The organism is Maribacter aestuarii (assembly GCF_027474845.2).
Classification (GTDB): domain Bacteria; phylum Bacteroidota; class Bacteroidia; order Flavobacteriales; family Flavobacteriaceae; genus Maribacter; species Maribacter aestuarii.
The window spans coordinates 2,633,897-2,652,824 of the sequence record NZ_CP107031.2 but is presented as its reverse complement, the minus strand read 5'-3'; the positions used below and the strand labels follow the sequence as shown (position 1 = coordinate 2,652,824).

At 39.6% G+C, this 18,928-nt stretch carries 15 protein-coding genes and 1 pseudogene; 6 read left to right on the top strand and 10 right to left on the bottom strand.

From position 1 onward, the window contains the following. Positions 1-3: 3 nt before the first annotated feature. The 3 genes from ffh to N8A89_RS12020 all read right to left on the bottom strand — a co-directional run bounded on the left by ffh (position 4) and on the right by N8A89_RS12020 (position 3,880). Complete coding sequence (ffh, locus tag N8A89_RS12030) at positions 4-1,332, bottom strand: signal recognition particle protein (protein WP_289644374.1); 1,329 nt, start codon at positions 1,330-1,332, stop codon at positions 4-6. Positions 1,333-1,570: 238 nt separating this feature from the next. Continuing rightward, on the bottom strand, positions 1,571-2,044 hold the full coding sequence (locus N8A89_RS12025) for a hypothetical protein (protein ID WP_281542487.1): 474 nt from the start codon (positions 2,042-2,044) through the stop codon (positions 1,571-1,573). A 69-nt stretch (positions 2,045-2,113) separates the two neighbouring features. After that, the gene (locus N8A89_RS12020) at positions 2,114-3,880 is read right to left on the bottom strand and encodes a hypothetical protein (RefSeq protein ID WP_281542486.1); all 1,767 of its coding nucleotides are present in this window, start codon (positions 3,878-3,880) and stop codon (positions 2,114-2,116) included. Between the two features lie 109 nt (positions 3,881-3,989). On the opposite strand from N8A89_RS12020, the gene N8A89_RS12015 reads away from it, so the two are divergent. The 3 genes from N8A89_RS12015 to N8A89_RS12005 all read left to right on the top strand — a co-directional run bounded on the left by N8A89_RS12015 (position 3,990) and on the right by N8A89_RS12005 (position 8,110). Then, the gene (locus tag N8A89_RS12015; protein WP_281543383.1) at positions 3,990-4,499 is read left to right on the top strand and encodes an RNA polymerase sigma factor; all 510 of its coding nucleotides are present in this window, start codon (positions 3,990-3,992) and stop codon (positions 4,497-4,499) included. Between the two features lie 193 nt (positions 4,500-4,692). Beyond that, positions 4,693-5,601, top strand: a complete 909-nt coding sequence (locus N8A89_RS12010) for a FecR family protein (RefSeq protein ID WP_281542485.1) — start codon at positions 4,693-4,695, stop codon at positions 5,599-5,601. Next, positions 5,582-8,110, top strand: coding sequence for a TonB-dependent receptor (locus N8A89_RS12005; protein WP_281542484.1), 2,529 nt, complete (start codon positions 5,582-5,584; stop codon positions 8,108-8,110). Before N8A89_RS12010 ends, N8A89_RS12005 begins: the two co-directional genes overlap by 20 nt. Here the strand turns inward: N8A89_RS12005 and N8A89_RS17815 are convergent. Then, positions 8,107-8,745, bottom strand: a pseudogene (locus N8A89_RS17815) (Brp/Blh family beta-carotene 15,15'-dioxygenase); the annotation flags it as partial. The gene N8A89_RS12005 and the pseudogene N8A89_RS17815 sit on opposite strands and share 4 nt — an antisense overlap. Positions 8,746-9,116: 371 nt before the next feature. On the opposite strand from N8A89_RS17815, the gene N8A89_RS11990 reads away from it, so the two are divergent. Then, complete coding sequence (locus tag N8A89_RS11990; RefSeq protein ID WP_289644371.1) at positions 9,117-9,857, top strand: bacteriorhodopsin-like; 741 nt, start codon at positions 9,117-9,119, stop codon at positions 9,855-9,857. A 78-nt stretch (positions 9,858-9,935) separates the two neighbouring features. On the opposite strand, the gene argS is transcribed toward N8A89_RS11990, so the two are convergent. Next, the gene (gene argS, locus N8A89_RS11985; RefSeq protein ID WP_289644369.1) at positions 9,936-11,720 is read right to left on the bottom strand and encodes an arginine--tRNA ligase; all 1,785 of its coding nucleotides are present in this window, start codon (positions 11,718-11,720) and stop codon (positions 9,936-9,938) included. 114 nt (positions 11,721-11,834) lie between these two features. Between argS and N8A89_RS11980 the strand changes: the two genes are divergently transcribed. Continuing rightward, the gene (locus tag N8A89_RS11980; protein WP_281542481.1) at positions 11,835-12,260 is read left to right on the top strand and encodes a hypothetical protein; all 426 of its coding nucleotides are present in this window, start codon (positions 11,835-11,837) and stop codon (positions 12,258-12,260) included. After that, a complete protein-coding gene (locus tag N8A89_RS11975; RefSeq protein WP_281542480.1) occupies positions 12,257-13,687 on the top strand; it encodes an SDR family oxidoreductase in 1,431 nt (476 codons plus the stop codon). Before N8A89_RS11980 ends, N8A89_RS11975 begins: the two co-directional genes overlap by 4 nt. On the opposite strand, the gene N8A89_RS11970 is transcribed toward N8A89_RS11975, so the two are convergent. The 5 genes from N8A89_RS11970 to N8A89_RS11950 form a co-directional block, all read right to left on the bottom strand. Beyond that, entirely contained in the window at positions 13,682-15,844 is a 2,163-nt protein-coding gene (locus N8A89_RS11970; RefSeq protein WP_281542479.1) for a xanthine dehydrogenase family protein molybdopterin-binding subunit, read from the bottom strand. The genes N8A89_RS11975 and N8A89_RS11970 overlap by 6 nt on opposite strands. 3 nt (positions 15,845-15,847) lie before the next feature. Next, on the bottom strand, positions 15,848-16,339 hold the full coding sequence (locus tag N8A89_RS11965) for a (2Fe-2S)-binding protein (protein ID WP_289645560.1): 492 nt from the start codon (positions 16,337-16,339) through the stop codon (positions 15,848-15,850). Positions 16,340-16,351: 12 nt separating this feature from the next. Further along, on the bottom strand, positions 16,352-16,960 hold the full coding sequence (locus N8A89_RS11960) for a hypothetical protein (RefSeq protein ID WP_281542478.1): 609 nt from the start codon (positions 16,958-16,960) through the stop codon (positions 16,352-16,354). 89 nt (positions 16,961-17,049) lie between these two features. Further along, positions 17,050-17,979, bottom strand: coding sequence for a citrulline utilization hydrolase CtlX (gene ctlX, locus N8A89_RS11955; protein ID WP_281542477.1), 930 nt, complete (start codon positions 17,977-17,979; stop codon positions 17,050-17,052). 5 nt (positions 17,980-17,984) lie between these two features. After that, positions 17,985-18,896: a dimethylarginine dimethylaminohydrolase family protein gene (locus tag N8A89_RS11950; protein WP_281542476.1), complete on the bottom strand. Its 912-nt coding sequence runs from the start codon at positions 18,894-18,896 to the stop codon at positions 17,985-17,987. Positions 18,897-18,928: the final 32 nt, after the last annotated feature.

Sequence of the window (18,928 nt, the reverse complement as noted above, 5' to 3'; positions counted from 1 at the left end):
AAATCACTTCATATTCTGCATCATCTGCATCATTTTTTTACCTCCGCCACCTTGCATCATTTTCATCATCTTGCTCATTTGATCAAACTGTTTCAGCAGCTGATTAACTTCTTTAACATCCCTACCGCTGCCCTTGGCAATCCTTTTTTTACGACTTGCATCCAGCTTGGCGGGCGTAGATCGCTCGTCCGGGGTCATGGAATGTATAATCGCCTCAATATGTTTAAACGCATCATCATCTATATCCAACCCTTTAAGGGCCTTACCAGCCCCGGGAATCATACCCATGAGGTCCTTCATGTTCCCCATTTTTTTAATTTGCTGTATCTGACTTAAGAAGTCATCAAAACCAAACTTATTCTTGGCAATTTTCTTTTGGATTTTGCGGGCCTCTTCCTCGTCAAACTGTTCCTGGGCACGTTCCACGAGAGAAATAACATCTCCCATACCCAAAATACGGTCCGCCATACGGTCGGGATAAAATACATCTATGGCCTCCATCTTCTCCCCGGTACCAATGAATTTTATGGGCTTATCCACAACCGATTTAATGGATATGGCAGCACCACCTCGGGTATCACCATCCAATTTGGTTAATATGACCCCATCAAAATTTAGGATATCGTTAAATGCCTTGGCTGTATTAACGGCATCTTGACCCGTCATGGAATCCACTACAAACAGAGTCTCTTGCGGCTCTATGGCTTTATGGATTTCGGATATTTCCGCCATCATTTTTTCATCCACTGCCAAACGACCTGCAGTATCTATGATGACCACATTATTACCTTGAGCTTTTGCTTGTGCAATTCCAGCTTTAGCGATGGCTACCGGATCAGTATTCTCCCGGTCGGAATATACGGGAACATTAATTTGCTCACCGACTATATGTAACTGATCTATGGCCGCAGGTCTGTAAACATCACAGGCCACCAACAAAGGGTTTTTGGATTTTTTCGTTTTTAGGAAATTGGCAAGCTTACCCGAAAAGGTGGTTTTACCGGAACCTTGGAGCCCGGACATTAATATTATAGATGGATTACCAGAAAGATTAATACCTTCCGACTCTCCGCCCATTAATTGGGTCAGCTCGTCCTTAACGATTTTGACCATTAATTGACCGGGTTGCAAGGTCGTCAATACATTTTGACCCAGCGCTTTTTCTTTAACCCTATTGGTAAATTCCTTGGCAATCTTAAAGTTGACATCTGCATCCAACAATGCCCTTCGCACCTCTTTGGTAGTCTCCGCTACATTTATCTCTGTAATCTGCCCATGTCCCTTTAGGACGTGGAGGGCTTTATCTAGCTTCTCGCTTAAATTATCAAACATCTGTCTTCAATTTTATGGGGAGAGCAAATTTAACAATATCAACGGGAAGTACCGTAGCAAGTACCTTAAAATCTATGAAACAAAAAAGCATCCATATTACATGGATGCTCTCTTTCTGGGTTGTGGGGCAAAAAAGGTGTTACGATTTTCAAATACTTCCCAGTTTAACCTCCATCAATACCGCTAACGAGGCCCAACTCATTACTGTTAGCGGTATGTATTTGGATGTTTATTTTCATTATTGTTTTTCGAATATAAGCCTGTCCACACTACCGTCCCCTCCACTTACATGTCTAAGCTCAATACGCGTACTGCTATAGGATACAATTTCCCAATCTTCTGAAATTTCAGCAAAGTTTGCAGGTGATGTAAAGAAAATATTGAAATCGATATCATCATTGTCATTACTATCGTCATCACTACTGCTAGAATCTGAAAGTATTGACCATGCACCGGAAATTGATGTAGATCCATTACTCACATTTATGATCCCGTCCGCATTGAAGCTAAATCCGTAGCCCGAAAAATTTGAGGTTTGATCCATGCCGTCCTCCTCATAAGTTGCCACAGACCAGGTGCCTGATGCTATCACGGCCTTAACCTGTTCAACATCGATTGTCGACACCTCTATAGTACCGTCATCTTCACTTTCGCAAGAGATCATCAAAAAGCATACTAGCAAGCAAGGAATAAATTTTAGAACCGATTTCATAATTAAAAAATTAGCGTTGAACAATAATTAACCTTCAGGCCGGGGGAGTACCTGAAGGTTATATTTACTTTATGGTTTTTCGAATACTAGAGTGGAAATTGAACCGTCGCCTCCACTAATATCCTTCAACTCTATCCGAGTATCGGTGATAGAAACGAGTGTCCAATCATCGGTCAACTCATCAAATGGGAAGCTATCCCCAAAATTCAAATAAACTTTAAGTCCTTCCTCACTGTCCCTAAGCGCTCTCCATAGTCCAGCACCGAAAGCTTGTCCACCTTCCAAAACTGATATCTGATGATCAGCCATGAATTGAACGCTGTAACCGTTGTAATCTACAGTACTATCCATACCATCCTCTATATAGGAAGCTACATTCCATTCACCTCCCATCATGATGTTTCGTATTTCAGGAACATCGCCATCATTAGCACTATCATCACAAACACGTTGCAATACCAGTTCGTAATCAATCTCCTCAACTTCAAACTTCAACCTATCATTTCTTAGATCGGACAGTGGCCACTCAAAACTCACACCTGGTTCATCTCCCATGGTAATGGCCATTACGAGTCTACCTTCTGTATTAAGGTTAATTTCCCAAGAACCTTCTGAAGTATTGATTCCGTTACTCAAGGTAACAACACCTTCGGCCATGAATTTAAATTCGTAACCTAACAGCCTATCAATTTCTTCCCCTTGGTTCTTAACTTTCTTTATGATCCACTCACATTCTTTCAATACTTCCCTTAACGTATTTGGATCTTTAGGTTCATCATCTTCACACACTTTCTTCATGATAATCCTATTGCTTTCCCCATTTATTAATTTTATCCGACCTTCAGCAGTCTTATAAATATTCCATTTCAGATTAAAGTCCGTTATAGATTCAATATTAAGGGTAACTGTTGCTCCGTTTTCACCAATGGTATAAGACCACGTTCCAATTGCTTCATCAAGAGTTAATCTATTCTTTAAAACAACATTACCATCTTCCATAAAATTGAACAAGTAGTCTACGTATAGCATAGTTTCATCAACATCACTATTAAGAACTCCCAAAACATACCATGGGCAATCCACTAAGTACGATTCAATATCCTCCTCATCAAAATCATCATCGTTATAATCGTCGTCGTCATCCTCATCACAAGCATCTTTGGCATTCTCTATTACTCTTGCCAATTCTTCGTTACCGTTGACTTCAACTTTAGTGCCGTCGTAAAGTTCCAATGTTATTGGGAAATTAAAACTCACTAAGTCATCATCATCCAACCCATCAAAGAAAATCCTAAGGTCTTTATCGCTCTCCACAACAACACTTCCGGTTTGTTCTAGATTAATATCAAACGTAAACAGCGTCATAGGATACACGAAATCCACGCATTCAATATCATCATCCTCACCACCTTCTTTACATTCGGCGGCCAGTTCCCTCAAATCATCGATGCCGTTAATGGTTATTTCCGTAAAATCACCAGAGGTTATGGTAATTGGAAAAAGAATTTCTAAAAAGTCCTCGTCATCATCAATCTCATCAAAAATTTCTTCTATTAAATGTAAATCTTCCCTAGAATTGATAGTTAGTTCCAATCCGTTTACTTCAACCGTGTAAGGGAATTTTATATCGATACAACTTGCACCGTCCACGATATTGTCAAAAGAACCATCCCGTGTCGCGGTTTTTTGAACTAAAATTGCGGTCGATGAATTAGCCATGATAGCTTGTGGTTCATCACCGGTATTTATTTCTTCGAATTCGTCCTGACACGAATTAAAACTTAGTACTGCCATAAGTAGGATGGCATAGACTTTAAAACTAAAAAACTTTTTCATAACGATTTGGTATTAATTGTTCGTATGGTCTTAAAACAACCCACTTCTTAAAAACCCTACCCGTTTTTTTAATTTTTTTAAAATATCTTTGAGAAAACAGCAGTATTCCATGCCAGCCGACAACCAAAACGTTTGCGAGGAACAAGTATACAGTAGTATCTTTTCAGCGCACTCAAAAACCATTTTCAACTATATTTTCTATAAGTTCGGTAACGAAGAAAAAGCGAACGATGCCGTGCAGGAAGCTTTTGTAAAGCTCTGGGAGAACTGCGCGAAGGTTACCCCGGAAAAAGCAAAATCCTTTTTATATACTGTTGCGAACAATCTTTATTTAAATGTTATAAAGGCAGAAAAAGTCCGATTAAAATATGCAGACAAAACGTTAAAAACCACGAACGAATCCCCAGAGTTTTTAATGGAGGAAAACCAGTTCAAGGAGAAATTGGACAAAGCCCTAAATGATTTACCAGATAACCAGCGCACTACTTTTTTGTTAAATCGAATCGACGGAAAAAAATATGCTGAAATAGCTGAAATGGAAGGTGTAAGTGTTAAGGCCATTGAAAAAAGAATGCATTTGGCACTTAAGAGCTTAAGGGAACGGATTGATGGAATTTAAGGGTTGATGGTTGATGGTTGATGGTTGATGGTTGATGGTTGATGGTTGATGGTAAAAAGAAAAAATAATTAAGTCGCGTACTAGAAAACTATTTACTTGTCCTACTTAATAGTAACATCTGAATACCAAATACAGAAAAGTAAAGTAGGGTTTTTAAATTGTAAGTTGTTATTAAGGTATAAAGCTAGAAATCATGCAAGAAAATTACTTGGCAAAATGGCTGAACAATGAACTCTCTGAGGCGGAACTTTCGGAATTTAAAACGTCCGAGGAATACGCCACTTATCAGCGAATTCTAGAAACTTCGAGTACGCTTGAAGCACCTTCTTTTGACGAAGAAAGGGCCTGGGAGGCAATTGTAACTAGACGTGCAGAGCGACCTAAGGTTATAACTTTATCTCCTTTTAAAACGTTCTTGCGTATTGCGGCCGTAATAGCTGTACTTTTAACCGGTTCCTATTTCTATTTAAGTACGCTAGATGAATCCTTTACTACGGATTATGCGGAAACTAAAGAAATAGTATTACCGGACAATTCTGAAATTATATTGAACGCAGAATCTCAACTATCGTTTAGCGAAAAAAACTGGGATAAAGAACGAAACATATCTCTAAGTGGAGAGGCTTTCTTTAAGGTTGCCAAGGGTGAAAAATTCACTGTAGAGACAGAACAAGGGACTGTAACAGTTTTAGGTACTCAATTTAATGTGGAAAATAGGGGCGACTTTTTTGAAGTTTCCTGTTTTGAAGGTTTGGTGAGCGTAACCTTTAATGGAAAAGAAATGAAGCTCGCTGCAGGAAATTCCTTTGTCGCAATTAATGGGGAAGAAACTAAATCTACCGTTGCGAAAAATGGACAGCCTTCGTGGATGAAGAATGAAAGTTCTTTTAAAAGTATTCCTTTAAAATATGTTTTAGAGGAGTTTCAAAGACAGCATAATCTAACCGTTCAACTTAAGAATATTGACACCTCACAGCTGTTCACAGGTACTTTTAGTAACTCGGATACAGATTTAGCCCTCAGGAGTATTAGCGTTCCTCTTCAAATAAAGTTTAAATTAGAGGGGAATAAAGTGCTGTTCTATGGGGAAAGCGCACCTTAATACGCTTGCATCTTTACTACTTCTTTTTCTATTCTTACTCTCCGTGGGTAAGGGTACGGCTCAAACCGCCCCAAATACTAAAATTAATATTATCACCCTTATCCAAGAAGTGGAGTCGATTTACAATATTAAATTCTCTTTTATTGATGAGGATTTAGAATCCATATTCATTAATCGCCCCACTGACGAAACCCTAAAAGGCATATTGGAAACCATTAGGGAACAGACACAACTTAAAATCCAAAAGTTAAGCGACAGATATTACACTATTTCCAAAAGTACTACAGTAGATATCTGTGCCCGGGTTTTGGATAATTTTGAGAACAATACCATACCAGGAGCTTCCGTGCAGGTGCTTGGTAGCTCCATTGCCGCTATTACCGATTTTCAGGGTAATTTTCAATTTGACAACATTCCAAGGAAAGCGGTAGTCCAAATAAAACACCTGGGATATAAGACCTTATTTGTTACGGCAGAGCAGTTGGTTTCGCAAAATCCCTGCATTACGATTGCTTTGGCTTTGAGCTACCAAGAACTGGACGAGGTGGTCGTTTATAAATTCTTGACCAGTGGACTCTCCAAACTTACGGATGCCAGTATTCAGCTGAACACAGCTGAATTCGGTATACTGCCCGGACTTATAGAACCTGATATTTTACAGACCATACAAGCCCTTCCAGGAATTAGGAGTGTAGACGAAACCGTTTCCGACATAAACATAAGGGGAGGAACAAATGACCAAAACCTTATTCTCTGGGACGGTATTAAAATGTATCAATCTGGACATTTTTTTGGATTGATATCCGCTTTTAACCCCTACCTGACCGATAAAGTTACCGTAATAAAAAATGGGACAAGTGCCCAATATGGGGATGGAGTGAGTGGGGTTTTGGATATGCGGACCAAAAATTCCGTCCAAAGTGAACTCTTTGGAGGAGCTGGAGTAAACCTCATTAGCGGTGATGTTTTTGCTCAAATACCTATAAAAGAAAATCTGGCCATGCAATTTTCGGGAAGACGTTCCTATACCGACTTTTTAAATACCCCTACTTATGATACGTTTTCGGAAAAAGCCTTCCAAGATAGCGACGTGCAAGCGGATAGCGATTTTTATTTTTATGATTTCACAGGAAAGGTTTTGTACGATATCAACCGTTACCAGCGCGTAAGGTTCAGTCTTATCAATATAAATAACAATTTAGACTATCTGGAAACCAATGCTGATGGAAGTCGTTCCAACGAAAGTAATCTTGATCAAACTAATATTTCCTTTGGCAGTTCATTGGAAAGCGATTGGACTGATGATTTCTCTACACATTTAAATCTGTATTACACAAGATACCGTCTAAATGCCTTAAGTATTTCCAATAATGATCGGCAACGTCTCATTCAAAACAACCTAGTACTGGAAAAAAGTGCCAAACTAACCAGCAATTATAAGATCAACGACAAACTTAGCTGGATCAATGGCCTACAGGTAACAGAAACAGGCATACAGAACAAGACCGATTTGAACGAACCACAGTTTATAAGTAATGTCAAAGGTGTTATCTACACCAACGCTGTTTTTTCAGAAGTCAATTACATTTCCGAGAACCGAAAATTCTTTGCGCAAATTGGCGGGCGCTTAAACTACATATCCAATGTGAATACCTTTGATGAATTTATTCTAGAACCCAGATTGAACATCAGTTATCAGCTGGCACCAAATTTTAAGACCGAGCTTTTAGGTGAGTTTAAAAGTCAGACGACCAATCAAATTATAGACTTGGAACAAAATTTTCTAGGTCTTGAAAAACGAAGATGGATTTTAGCGGACGGAAGCACATTGCCTGTAACCAAGAGTAAGCAAGGCTCCCTAGGTTTCAATTATGATGAGAATCGATTTTATATAGGTATTGAAGGGTTTTATAAAGAGGTAAATGGTATAAATGTACGAACCCAAGGTTTTCAAAATCAAAATCAATTCGACGGCGAGGTAGGCAGCTATACCATTAAAGGACTTGAGTTTCTTATTAATAAAAAGAACAATGATTACAGTGCATGGCTTAGTTACACCTACAATTTAAACGACTACACGTTTGAGGCTATCGCACCGCCAAATTTTCCCAACAATTTGGACATTCGTCATTCATTTACGTTAGCCGGGAATTATAATCTTAAAAATCTAAAAGTGGGAGTGGGTTTGAATTATCGTTCCGGTAAACCCTTTACGCAACCCGATACCGAAACTCCTATAAATACTTTGGTTTTCCCAAATGAAATCAATTATCAAGAACCCAACACTAGCAGGTTACCGGAATACTTTAGGGCAGATGCTTCTGCTAATTACAACTTCTCTCTTTCGCCTAGGATAAGATCCTCATTTGGAATATCCATCTTAAACTTCACGAATCGAAAAAACACTCTGAACACCTATTATCGTCTAAACGATGCCAACGAAGTGGAAACGGTGCAACGAATCTCGCTGGGAGTAACGCCGAATGCCAGTTTTAGGGTAAGCTTTTAATTTTTATTTAGTTTTTTAATGACCAACACATGTGGAAATGTGATTGCCGCTAGAAACGAAAAGAAAAATGCTAAGGACGTGCTTAAACTGTCCTTGAAAATAAAGAGAATTAAACCCATGCCTATCACCGAGATTATCCAATAAGGAAACGAGGAGAAGAAGTACTTCTTCATAGTTTTTGCATTAGTCCTTCCGTATAAAAACTGAATTTGATCAACCATAGATGGTAAAGAATGCCAGAGTATAAAATAAATAGCAAAGGCCCACAATAACGAGGCAGAATTGAAAACGATATAAAAAATGGCGATATAAAAAATCTGTTTGACTATATTAAAGACGAAAATTTTTCTTAAGTATCCAAAAGCACCAAGAAAGAAGGTCATTAGACCAAGACAAATAGTGCCATAGTGATAGAAACTATTTGCAGGACTAAAACCGCATATCTTCTCTACAATTTGAGAAACCTCAAAACTGTGTGCGGAAAAAATGAGAAAAAGAATAAAAAGTCCGTAAGAAAGAAAAAACAACGAATTAAAAATTGAATGTCCTCTTGTTTTACTGATCCAATGTTGCTCTCCAAAATGATAGCCACTAAATAAGACAAAAAGTCCCAACGCAAGCAATGGAAGAAAAAGAAAGAAAAGACCACTCCCCCCACGAACAAAACATAATAGAACAAGGTTATAAGAAAACCTTTTTTTGTATTTATCTTTTTATTTACTTTTTGGAGCAACTTAATGTCATTGGCCCCGTGTAAAATCCCAAAGGTCAGGATTAGTACATAGGCCATGATATCTTCAATATCCTTCTCAAAAGAAACCGCTAGCCACAAAGAAAAAAAAGTAGCGACTATAGCAAAACTTCCTAAATCCACATTTTTGACTAACTTTTTTTCCACAGAATATAAAATAATTTTACTTTGAATAAATAATTAACATTTTTATAGAACAATTTATGTTTAATTTTATCTAAATTTACTTAAACAAAATCAATTAATCTAAAAATTATGGAAAATTTAATGACTTCAATTCCCCTTGTAGCTAAAATGGCTACAAATGATTACGTTGGCTTTACCTTCTTTGTAGGATGTATGGCTATGATGGCCGCTTCGGCTTTTTTCTTCTTTTCTATGAACGACTTTGATAGAAAATGGAAAACCTCGATTTTAGTATCGGGATTAATTACCTTCATTGCAGCGGTACACTATTGGTACATGCGCGACTATTGGGCAACCGTAGGTGAATCTCCTACATTCTTTAGGTATGTAGACTGGGTATTAACAGTGCCGCTAATGTGCGTTGAATTTTACCTCATCCTAAAAGTTGCTGGAGCTAAAAAATCGTTAATGTGGAAACTCATATTTGCATCGGTAATTATGCTTGTAACTGGATACTTTGGAGAAGCTGTTTACAACACTGGATCCGGACCAGCTATATGGGGTTTAATTTCAGGTTTGGCTTACTTCTATATTGTATATGAAATATGGTTCGGTTCGGCAAAAAAATTGGCCGAACAAGCAGGTGGTTCAGTCTTAACAGCACACAAAACTCTATGTTGGTTTGTGTTGGTTGGATGGGCAATATACCCATTAGGATACATGGCCGGTACACCAGGATGGTACGATGGACTCGGAAACCTTGGACTTAACATGGATGTTATTTATAACATAGGTGATGCCATCAATAAAATTGGTTTTGGCCTTGTAGTATATGGTGCGGCAGTAGCTGCCTCCAAAAAGACAGCATAAAATAAAATAGCAACTATATTTAGTTGGTTATATCTTAAGTTGCTATGTGAAAGACCGCTTTTAAGCGGTCTTTCTTATTTACATTCTATCTGGAACTTCTATACCTAAAAGCTTAAACGCAGACTGTATTACCTCACCCACTTTTTGGGACAATTGTACACGTAGCACTTTTTTAGTTTCATCTGCCTCACCTAAAATGGAAACTTGCTGATAAAAGGAATTAAACTCCTTGACCAAGTCATAGGTATAATTTGCTATCAAGGCAGGACTATAGTTCTCAGCAGCCATCTGAATAGTCTCAGGAAACAATTGTAGTTGTTTAATAAGTTCTTTTTCTTTTGGATGTAGCTCATCTACCGTGTCCATCGGGGTCGACAGATTTACATGAGTATCCTCAGCTTTTCTTAGGATGGATTGAATTCGGGCATAGGTATACTGAATAAATGGTCCTGTATTTCCTTGAAAATCCACAGATTCTTCCGGGTTAAAAAGAATTCTCTTCTTGGGATCTACTTTCAAGATATAATACTTTAAAGCTCCAAGTCCAATCATTTTATAGAGATCTTGCTTTTCAGCTTCGGAGTATTCTTCCAACTTTCCCAAATCCTCGGATATTGCTGCTGCCGTTTTCGTCATATCGGCCATTAAATCATCCGCATCTACCACGGTGCCTTCCCTACTTTTCATCTTTCCGCTTGGAAGATCGACCATTCCATAACTCAAGTGATACAATTTTTCCGCCCAAGAAAATCCGAGTTTCTTTAAAATCAGAAACAGTACTTTAAAATGGTAATCTTGTTCATTTCCTACCGTATAGACCATTCCGCTAATGTCCGGGTAATCCTTTACCCGTTGAATAGCCGTACCAATATCTTGAGTCATATATACCGCTGTGCCATCTGAGCGCAATACTATTTTTTCGTCCAAGCCTTCATCGGTCAAATCGATCCAAACACTACCATCGTCTTTTTTATAGAAAACACCTTTATCAATACCATCGGCTACCACATCCTTTCCTAATAAATAGGTATCACTTTCATAATAAAACTTATCAAAGTCTACCCCAAGGTTCTTGTATGTCTCTTCAAAACCTTCATAGACCCATCCGTTCATCTTTTTCCAGAGAGAAACCACTTCCTCATCCCCGGCTTCCCATTTTTGAAGCATTTCCTGCGCCTCCAATAAAATTGGCGCTTCTTTTTCCGCTACTTTTGGATCAATTCCTAAAGCTACGTTTTGGGCAATCTGTTTTTTATATGCCTTATCAAAAGCGACATAATAATTACCAACTAGCTTGTCTCCTTTTAAACCAGTGGATTCAGGCGTTTCTCCATTTCCAAATCGCTGCCAGGCCAACATACTTTTACAAATATGGATTCCCCGGTCATTAATAATCTGTGTTTTGTAGACCTTTTTTCCCGAGGCCTTTAATATTTCAGCTACGGAATAGCCCAATAGATTATTTCGGATATGCCCTAGATGCAAAGGTTTGTTGGTATTGGGGGATGAATATTCCACCATCACCGCCTCATTATTCGCATTTACAAGACCGTAATTTATCTGAGCTTGTATTTCATTGAAAAACTTTAGATAAAAAGTATCCGCTATTATAATGTTTAAAAATCCTTTCACCACATTGAAACCGAAAACAGCTTCTACTTCCTTTTCCAAATATTCACCGATCTGTTCACCTATTTGAACCGGGTTGCCTTTCACATGCCTTAGCATAGGAAAAACCACAACGGTGATATCTCCTTTAAAATCCTTCCTGGTAGGCTGAAATTCCACTGAGGGCAAGGCCACCTTGTAAAGGGACAAAACCGCTTCTTTTACTTTATTATCAAGGACTTCTTGGAGATTCATTATCAGTGTTTCTTAAGGCTGCAAAACTAAACAATTTTAAGCTTTTATAAAGATAATGTGGTCATTCCCTATCCTTTTAATTAACTTTAAAGAAAAAGCTTAAAAAGAAGATTTATGTTGTTAAACGTGTCCTACAATAACAAAAGTATTACCCAAAAAGTAGACGAAGCTGTTGGAAAACCGTTCACCTTGAAGGAAAGATGGGCTATGGGAGGTATTGGATCCCCCAAATTAATTATTACGGAAACCAGCTTAGAAATTGGGAACCTGTTATTACTCGATAATAATAGGAATACTTGCAATATAGAAATGAGACCTAAAGGAATCATTGTACGGTTTAGATCTTTGTTGGAAACCTTTGCTCTTGTTATCCCCTATTACAAACTAACTCTTTATAAAGGAGATGCCTCAGTATATAGCATATATCGCGACAGCTATTTTATAAAAGTAGAATCCGATACCAAAGCTGTACAAAAGTTCTTTCAGAAGATTTTAGGCTATAAGGCCGATAACGCACCGACTTCAATAGAGGATTTATGAAAATTCTACTTACAGGTGCCAATGGTTATATAGGAATGCGTTTGCTGCCGCAATTATTGGATGCTGGCCATCAGGTTGTCTGTGCCGTAAGGGATGCTGCTCGCTTATCCGTTGATGATCAGGTAAAAAAGCAAATTGATATTGTTGAAATTGATTTTTTAAAAGATGTTGAACCGGACAAACTTCCAAAGGACCTGGATGCCGCATACTTTCTGATACATTCCATGAGTACGTCCACCAAGGATTTTGACGAAATGGAAGCCACCACAGCGGTAAATTTTAATACTTATGTTGCCGAAACCAACATTAAACAGGTAATCTACTTGAGCGGTATTGTCAATGACGAAAACCTCTCTAAACATTTATGGTCCCGCAAAAATGTGGAAGAAATCCTTTATAAGGGAGATTTCAGCCTAACCGTTTTGCGCGCTGGCATTATAGTTGGGTCCGGGAGTTCCTCTTTTGAAATTATACGAGATCTTTGTGAGAAATTACCTTTTATGATTACGCCGAAGTGGGTACTCACAAAAACGCAGCCCATTGCCATTAGGGATGTCATCTCTTTTTTGACCGGGGTTTTAGGCAATGAAAAAACGTATGACGAATCTTTTGATATTGCCGGACCAGATGTTCTCACTTATAAAGAAATGCTACATCGGTACGCCAATGCGAGAGGTTTCAAAAATTGGATTGTGACCGTTCCGGTCATGACCCCTAAACTGTCCTCCTACTGGTTGTATTTCGTAACCTCAACTTCCTATAAATTAGCGTTGAATTTAGTGGATAGTATGAAAATTGAGGTCATTGCCAATGATGACCGATTAGCAAAATTATTGAACATTAAGCCACACAGTTATACTGAAGCCATTGATATGGCTTTTAAGAAAATAGAACAAAATTTAGTTATTAGCAGTTGGAAGGACAGTATGATCAGTGGCCGATTCAATCGGAATCTAGAAAAGTACATCCAGGTGCCAAAGTTTGGAGTTCTAAGGGACGTTCAAACAATGAAAGTTAATAATCCAAAGCAAGTTTTGCAGAATATTTGGACAATAGGTGGTGAAAAGGGATGGTACTATGGGGATTGGCTTTGGAAATTAAGAGGATTCTTAGATAAGCTTATCGGTGGTGTAGGACTAAGGCGCGGAAGAACCCACCCGGATAAGATATATCCGGGAGACGCTTTGGATTTTTGGCGTGTTCTATTAGCCGACAAAAAAGGAAAAAGACTTTTATTGTTTGCAGAAATGAAATTACCCGGTGAAGCATGGTTAGAGTTCAGAATCGATGAGCAAAATGTTCTGCACCAAACGGCCACTTTTAGACCTAGAGGGCTAAGGGGTCGTTTGTATTGGTACAGTATTGTACCGCTACATTATTTTATTTTTGGAGGGATGATACGTAACATTGCAAAGGCCAAATCATGACAACTGCAACGGCATCTCCCGAAGTCTTTTCCCGGTAAGCCTGAAAACGGCGTTCGCAATAGCCGCACCAATAGGACCTAATGGAGGTTCACCTACCGCACCTGGAAAGTCCGAACCTTGCAAGAGGATAACATCAATCTCTTTTGGAGCATCCTTCATTAATGCCATCTGATAGGGTCCGTAGATTGTAGGCGTAAGTTCACCGTTCTCCACTTCCATCTTTTCGAACATCGCAGCACTCATCCCCATTATGATAGCTCCTTCACATTGTGCCCGTACCTGATCCGGGTTCACAGCTAGTCCAGGGTCTATGGCGCAAGTTACTTTATGAACTTTGATCTCGTTATCCTGTATGGAAACCTCAGCGATTTCCGCACAAGGCGTATTGGCATCCGTCGAGACAGCGAAGCCCATGGCCCTGCCATTGATTACTTTATCCGTGTAACCAGATTTTTTGACCACTGCATTTATGACCGATTTTAAACGTTTACCCCGTTCATCATCCTGTATTTGGGCCAAACGAAATTCAGCCGGATTACTTCCTGCTTTTACAGCCAATTCATCTATAAAACTTTCAATTGCAAAGGTATTGGCCAAAAGCCCAAGACTACGCCACCAACTTGTAGCAAATGGCAGTTTTACGCGCCACGAAATAGCACGGTAGTTGGGTATTCCACTATATTGAATCATCCCGCCCCGCCATGCGCCTAAATCGGCTCCTAATATCGGCTCCAGGATGCCGGGCAGCATAGGAGAACCAAAAGCTACGTCCCCGCTGGAAACATTGTGCTCTAAAGCATCAATCATTCCCTCGGCACTTAGTTTTCCTTTCATAACATGGTGGGTCGGGGGCCTAAACGTATCATTTTGAAATTCTTCCTTCCTAGTAAAAAAACATTTCACGGGTTTCCCAACAGCCTTTGATAAGACCGCTGCCTGTATCCCATTTGGAGTGTGTAATCTTCTACCAAAAGCACCGCCCAGAAATGTAGGTACTATATTCACTTGCTCCACATCAAAACCTAAACGCTCTGCAATTTCATCACGGGTAACACTCACCACTTGGGTGGATATCATTATAGTAGCCTTGTCTTTCTCCACATAGGCAAGTGCTCCACAAGGTTCCAATTGGGCATGCGCTCCTATCGGACTCCAATATTCCGAAACAATTGTTTGATCTTCATCCTGTAAAATTTCTTCAGCATCGCCTACCTTCTGGATAACGAAAGGCTCACCTTTTCCCATGGTGACCATACCCCTAATATCCGCTGTCTGCAATTCCTTTTGTCCTTCCCACTGGGCTTCAATGACAGCTTTTGCATTCTCGGCCTGTATCAGTGAGTTTGCTACTACACCAACAAAGTCATTTTCCTTTACAATTTTGACGACCCCAGGCATACCTTCGGCCTTTGAGGTATCCGCACCTACGTATGTTGACCCTATTCTTGATGAACGGACCACGGAACCATAAAGCATATCAGGCATGGTCGCATCCATTCCAAAGATAGGTGCCCCATATACCTTATCGATTAAATCTACGCGTGCTATGGGCTTACCTATAAATTTATAATCGGCTAGAGGTTTCAACTTTGGGGTATCCGGGATATCCCATTCAGAAACACCCTCTACCACAGCTGCAAACGTCATAGTTTTGCCCCCTGAGGAAACGATACCGTTTTCTAGGGCCAGCCCAGAGGCATCCACCCCCATTTTTTTGGCTGCCTCGGCTTTTATCATTTCTCGCATGGTAGCCGCTAGCTCCCTTAGTGGAACCCACAGTGCGGAAACCGAAGTACTTCCTCCTGTAGCAAATTGGTCCATATTGCCGGAAGCTGAATCCGCATGGACTACACTAATTTGCTCCATAGCGACTTCCAGCTCGTCCGCTGCCATTTGTGCCAAACTGGTAAAAGTTCCTTGACCCATCTCTACTTTTGGACTGTATAGAACAACCCTATTTTCGTTCGTTATTTCAAACCAAATAATTGGTGTCTCCGTATTTCCCTGGTAGGGAGTTTCTATCGTATTGATGACCCCGGCAATCATCCTTCTAATCGGATTTCTGAATAAATAAGTTCCCACGGCCAAAACACCAATGGTTCCTAGTCCGCCTCTAACCAAAAATTTACGCCTAGATACTTTTTTCTTTTCTGCCATCACTTAAGTATTTTGGGTTTTCGGCGCCTCTATTTCCCTATTCAATTCAGCTGCCCTATGAATGGCCTTTCGCATACGATAGTAGGTAGCGCAACGACAAACATTAATAATGTTCTTGTCGATATCCTCATCGGTTGGTTCTGGGACTTCATTAATTAGTGCAGCAGTAGCCATCATAAAACCAGGTTGACAGTAGCCACATTGTGGTACTATTTCTTCGGTCCAAGCTTGCTGCACGGGGTGTGGGTTTTCTTTGGTACCTAATCCCTCTATAGTAGTGATTTCCTTTCCTTCCGCAAATTTAATCGCATAGGAACATGACCGTACGGCTTCTCCGTCCACGTGCAAGGTACAAGCTCCACAAGCGGCCTTTCCGCAACCAAATTTTGTCCCTTTTAAATCCAACATATCCCTGATAATCCAGAGTAAGGGGGTGTTTTCGTCTTCTACCTCGATGGTATGGGAAGTACCGTTCACATTCAAAGAAACTTTCATCATATTCTTAATTTATTTCGATGGAATCCTAGCACCATCCTTGAACCATTCTTTTACAGCTTTTGCGAATTCTTCTTCGGAAACAGGAGGAGGAGTTCTCATGTTTCCATCGGCATCCACTCCTGGTTTCCAAGCCCATAATACCAGCTCGTCCTCGGTCATGTGCTCAATTAATTCCTCATGGGTTTTACCTCCATTCGTTTCTTTATCCAACAATTGCTCCGCAATTTCAATCCTACTCAGACCCTGCCAACCCATGGAAGCAGGAGCCAAAGACCAGTGAGGTGCTCCTGGAACACCCGAGTATTCATTATTTTCAGATTGATGACAGGTGGCACATTGAGTAGCTTGAAAACCCATATTATCATCCCCTCTCGCCATGTCAAAATAATGGGGATGGCTATCGTCTCCTTGTTTGGGAATATTATCATTTGGATGACAGTTCATACACCGTTGGTGCGTCAACACGTCCATCATCTTGTCAAAAGCTGGATTAGAGACCTTGCTATCATTTTTCTGCAAATAAGCCAAGTCATATTCTGAAGAACTGGGTCCTCTGGTCGATGCTATAAGAACTCCTACTAGGCAAAGAAGTAGGGGTAATACAATTCTAGTTTTCATAAAAAGGTACTTTTAACGAGTTACCTAAAAGTTAAGCAATCTTTGGCGGGATTACACCATAGGACGCGATATCATATAAATAATAGTGACTAAGCCCGAGGTAAGAAAACCTCGGCCATCATACATCTTGCACTTCCACCACCACAGGTTTCTATCGTAGCTAATGAGCTATGGATAATCTCGCAGTGTTTTGTAATGGCCTCGATTTGATTTGGTTGAAGACTATTGTAAGCGGCAGAACTCATTACCATGTAACGTTTATCGCTCGCCCCAATTACCTGAAGCATATTGCCGGCAAAGTGATGCATCTGCTCTTCCGTAATAGCAATGATTTCTTTTCCATCTTTTTTTAAGTGGTCAACCACGTTCTTACGCTCTTTTTTGTCGTCGATGGTGTCCAAACAAATAACAACAAAAGTCTCCGCCATGGCCATCATCACATTGGTATGATAAATTGGTAACCGCTGACCATTTACAGATTGGTAAGCCGTAAAAATGACCGGAAAACAATCAAAATCCTCGCAGAATTCTATAAATAGTTCCTCGTGAGCTCTTTCGGAGAGGGCACAATAGGCTTTTTGATTCTCCCTATCCTTCAAGATACTGCCCGTACCTTCTAGAAACACCCCTTCTTTCTCTGCAGAGGTATAGTCGATGATATCCTTGATTAGAAAACCCTCTTCTTCCAAAATAGCAAAGATATCCTCTCTCCGTTCCTTTCGACGATTCTCGGCGAACATGGGATATATGGCTACTGTTCCACTTTGGTGAAAAGATACCCAGTTATTGGGAAAAATGGAGTCCGGAGTATCGTTTTCCTTTTTGTCGTCCACCACTATGACGTTAACTCCGTTTAGTCGTAGTGTTTTTACAAAATCATCAAACTCCTTTTGGGCCCGTTCATTTATCGTTTGATTCTGTAGGTCCAAATCCTCTTGAAAATAATTGTTCACGGCAGTCTGTTCGTTCATTCGAAAGGCCACTGGGCGAATCATTAATATTGTATTAGTTATTTGCATATAGATTATTTCCTTATTAGGGGTAAAGTACTACATCGTAAAAGTCCTTCCTGCTTCGATATTTCAGCATAGGGTATTTCCTCCACGGTAAAACCTTGTTCTCTAAGCCAATTGTTCAATCTGGTAAAATTCTGTTCGGAAACTATGACTTCTGGTGAGATAGAAAAAACGTTACTGAACATCTGGTACATTTCATCTGCCGTTATTTCAAAAACATTTTCCTTTCCGAAAAAATTGACCAACCACTCATACTCCTCTTCAACTAAAAACCCGTTCTTATGAATAATGGCCTTACCCTTACCCAGTGGTTGAAAACAGCAATCTAAATGTAAGGCGTTTTCCCTTGCATTAGTAGATTTTCGTAATTCAAAGGATTTCACTTTCTTATGTGGAAATTGATCCTTTATATATTCTACCGCAGCGCTATTCGTCCTAGCGGTTATATGATTCGAATAGTCTGGCGCGGTATAAGTACCGATAAAAATATAATCGTTCCAAGGCATTACATCTCCACCTTCTACATGAACTTCTGGCGGTGGTTGTAGAATATTTGAATCATCTATTTTATCCAGAACATGTAAAATTGCTTCCACCTCTTTGTCGCGATCTGGAAGGATATTGGCAATGATTAATTTATCCTCGATAACAAATGCGATATCACGGGAAAAAATCTGATTACAATCTTCCAGAACTTCCGGCCTAAATACCTTAACACCATACTTTTCAAAAACTTCAGCAAAAGCATCCATTTCCTTAATCATATCACTTTCTTTTGGATATGTTCCCGCTAGAATATGTTCCACGGACTTAGGGTCATATGCATCCTCAACCTTCGGGACAGGTCCGCAACTTTTAGCTGTTCCCAAAACAACAGCCTTCAACGGGGAAATTTCATCATTAATATTCAGCTGAAGCATTCCTATTCTTTTTTATCAAAATTAAAATTCAT

Excerpts from the sequence above, each read along its gene's own strand:
- ffh (WP_289644374.1), bottom strand. The coding sequence starts at position 1,332 with ATGTTTGATAATTTAAGCGAGAAGCTAGATAAAGCCCTCCACGTCCTA.
- N8A89_RS12025 (WP_281542487.1), bottom strand. The coding sequence starts at position 2,044 with ATGAAATCGGTTCTAAAATTTATTCCTTGCTTGCTAGTATGCTTTTTG.
- N8A89_RS12020 (WP_281542486.1), bottom strand. The coding sequence starts at position 3,880 with ATGAAAAAGTTTTTTAGTTTTAAAGTCTATGCCATCCTACTTATGGCA.
- N8A89_RS12015 (WP_281543383.1), top strand. The coding sequence starts at position 3,990 with ATGCCAGCCGACAACCAAAACGTTTGCGAGGAACAAGTATACAGTAGT.
- N8A89_RS12010 (WP_281542485.1), top strand. The coding sequence starts at position 4,693 with ATGCAAGAAAATTACTTGGCAAAATGGCTGAACAATGAACTCTCTGAG.
- N8A89_RS12005 (WP_281542484.1), top strand. The coding sequence starts at position 5,582 with ATGGGGAAAGCGCACCTTAATACGCTTGCATCTTTACTACTTCTTTTT.
- N8A89_RS11990 (WP_289644371.1), top strand. The coding sequence starts at position 9,117 with ATGGAAAATTTAATGACTTCAATTCCCCTTGTAGCTAAAATGGCTACA.
- argS (WP_289644369.1), bottom strand. The coding sequence starts at position 11,720 with ATGAATCTCCAAGAAGTCCTTGATAATAAAGTAAAAGAAGCGGTTTTG.
- N8A89_RS11980 (WP_281542481.1), top strand. The coding sequence starts at position 11,835 with ATGTTGTTAAACGTGTCCTACAATAACAAAAGTATTACCCAAAAAGTA.
- N8A89_RS11975 (WP_281542480.1), top strand. The coding sequence starts at position 12,257 with ATGAAAATTCTACTTACAGGTGCCAATGGTTATATAGGAATGCGTTTG.
- N8A89_RS11970 (WP_281542479.1), bottom strand. The coding sequence starts at position 15,844 with ATGGCAGAAAAGAAAAAAGTATCTAGGCGTAAATTTTTGGTTAGAGGC.
- N8A89_RS11965 (WP_289645560.1), bottom strand. The coding sequence starts at position 16,339 with ATGAAAGTTTCTTTGAATGTGAACGGTACTTCCCATACCATCGAGGTA.
- N8A89_RS11960 (WP_281542478.1), bottom strand. The coding sequence starts at position 16,960 with ATGAAAACTAGAATTGTATTACCCCTACTTCTTTGCCTAGTAGGAGTT.
- ctlX (WP_281542477.1), bottom strand. The coding sequence starts at position 17,979 with ATGCAAATAACTAATACAATATTAATGATTCGCCCAGTGGCCTTTCGA.
- N8A89_RS11950 (WP_281542476.1), bottom strand. The coding sequence starts at position 18,896 with ATGCTTCAGCTGAATATTAATGATGAAATTTCCCCGTTGAAGGCTGTT.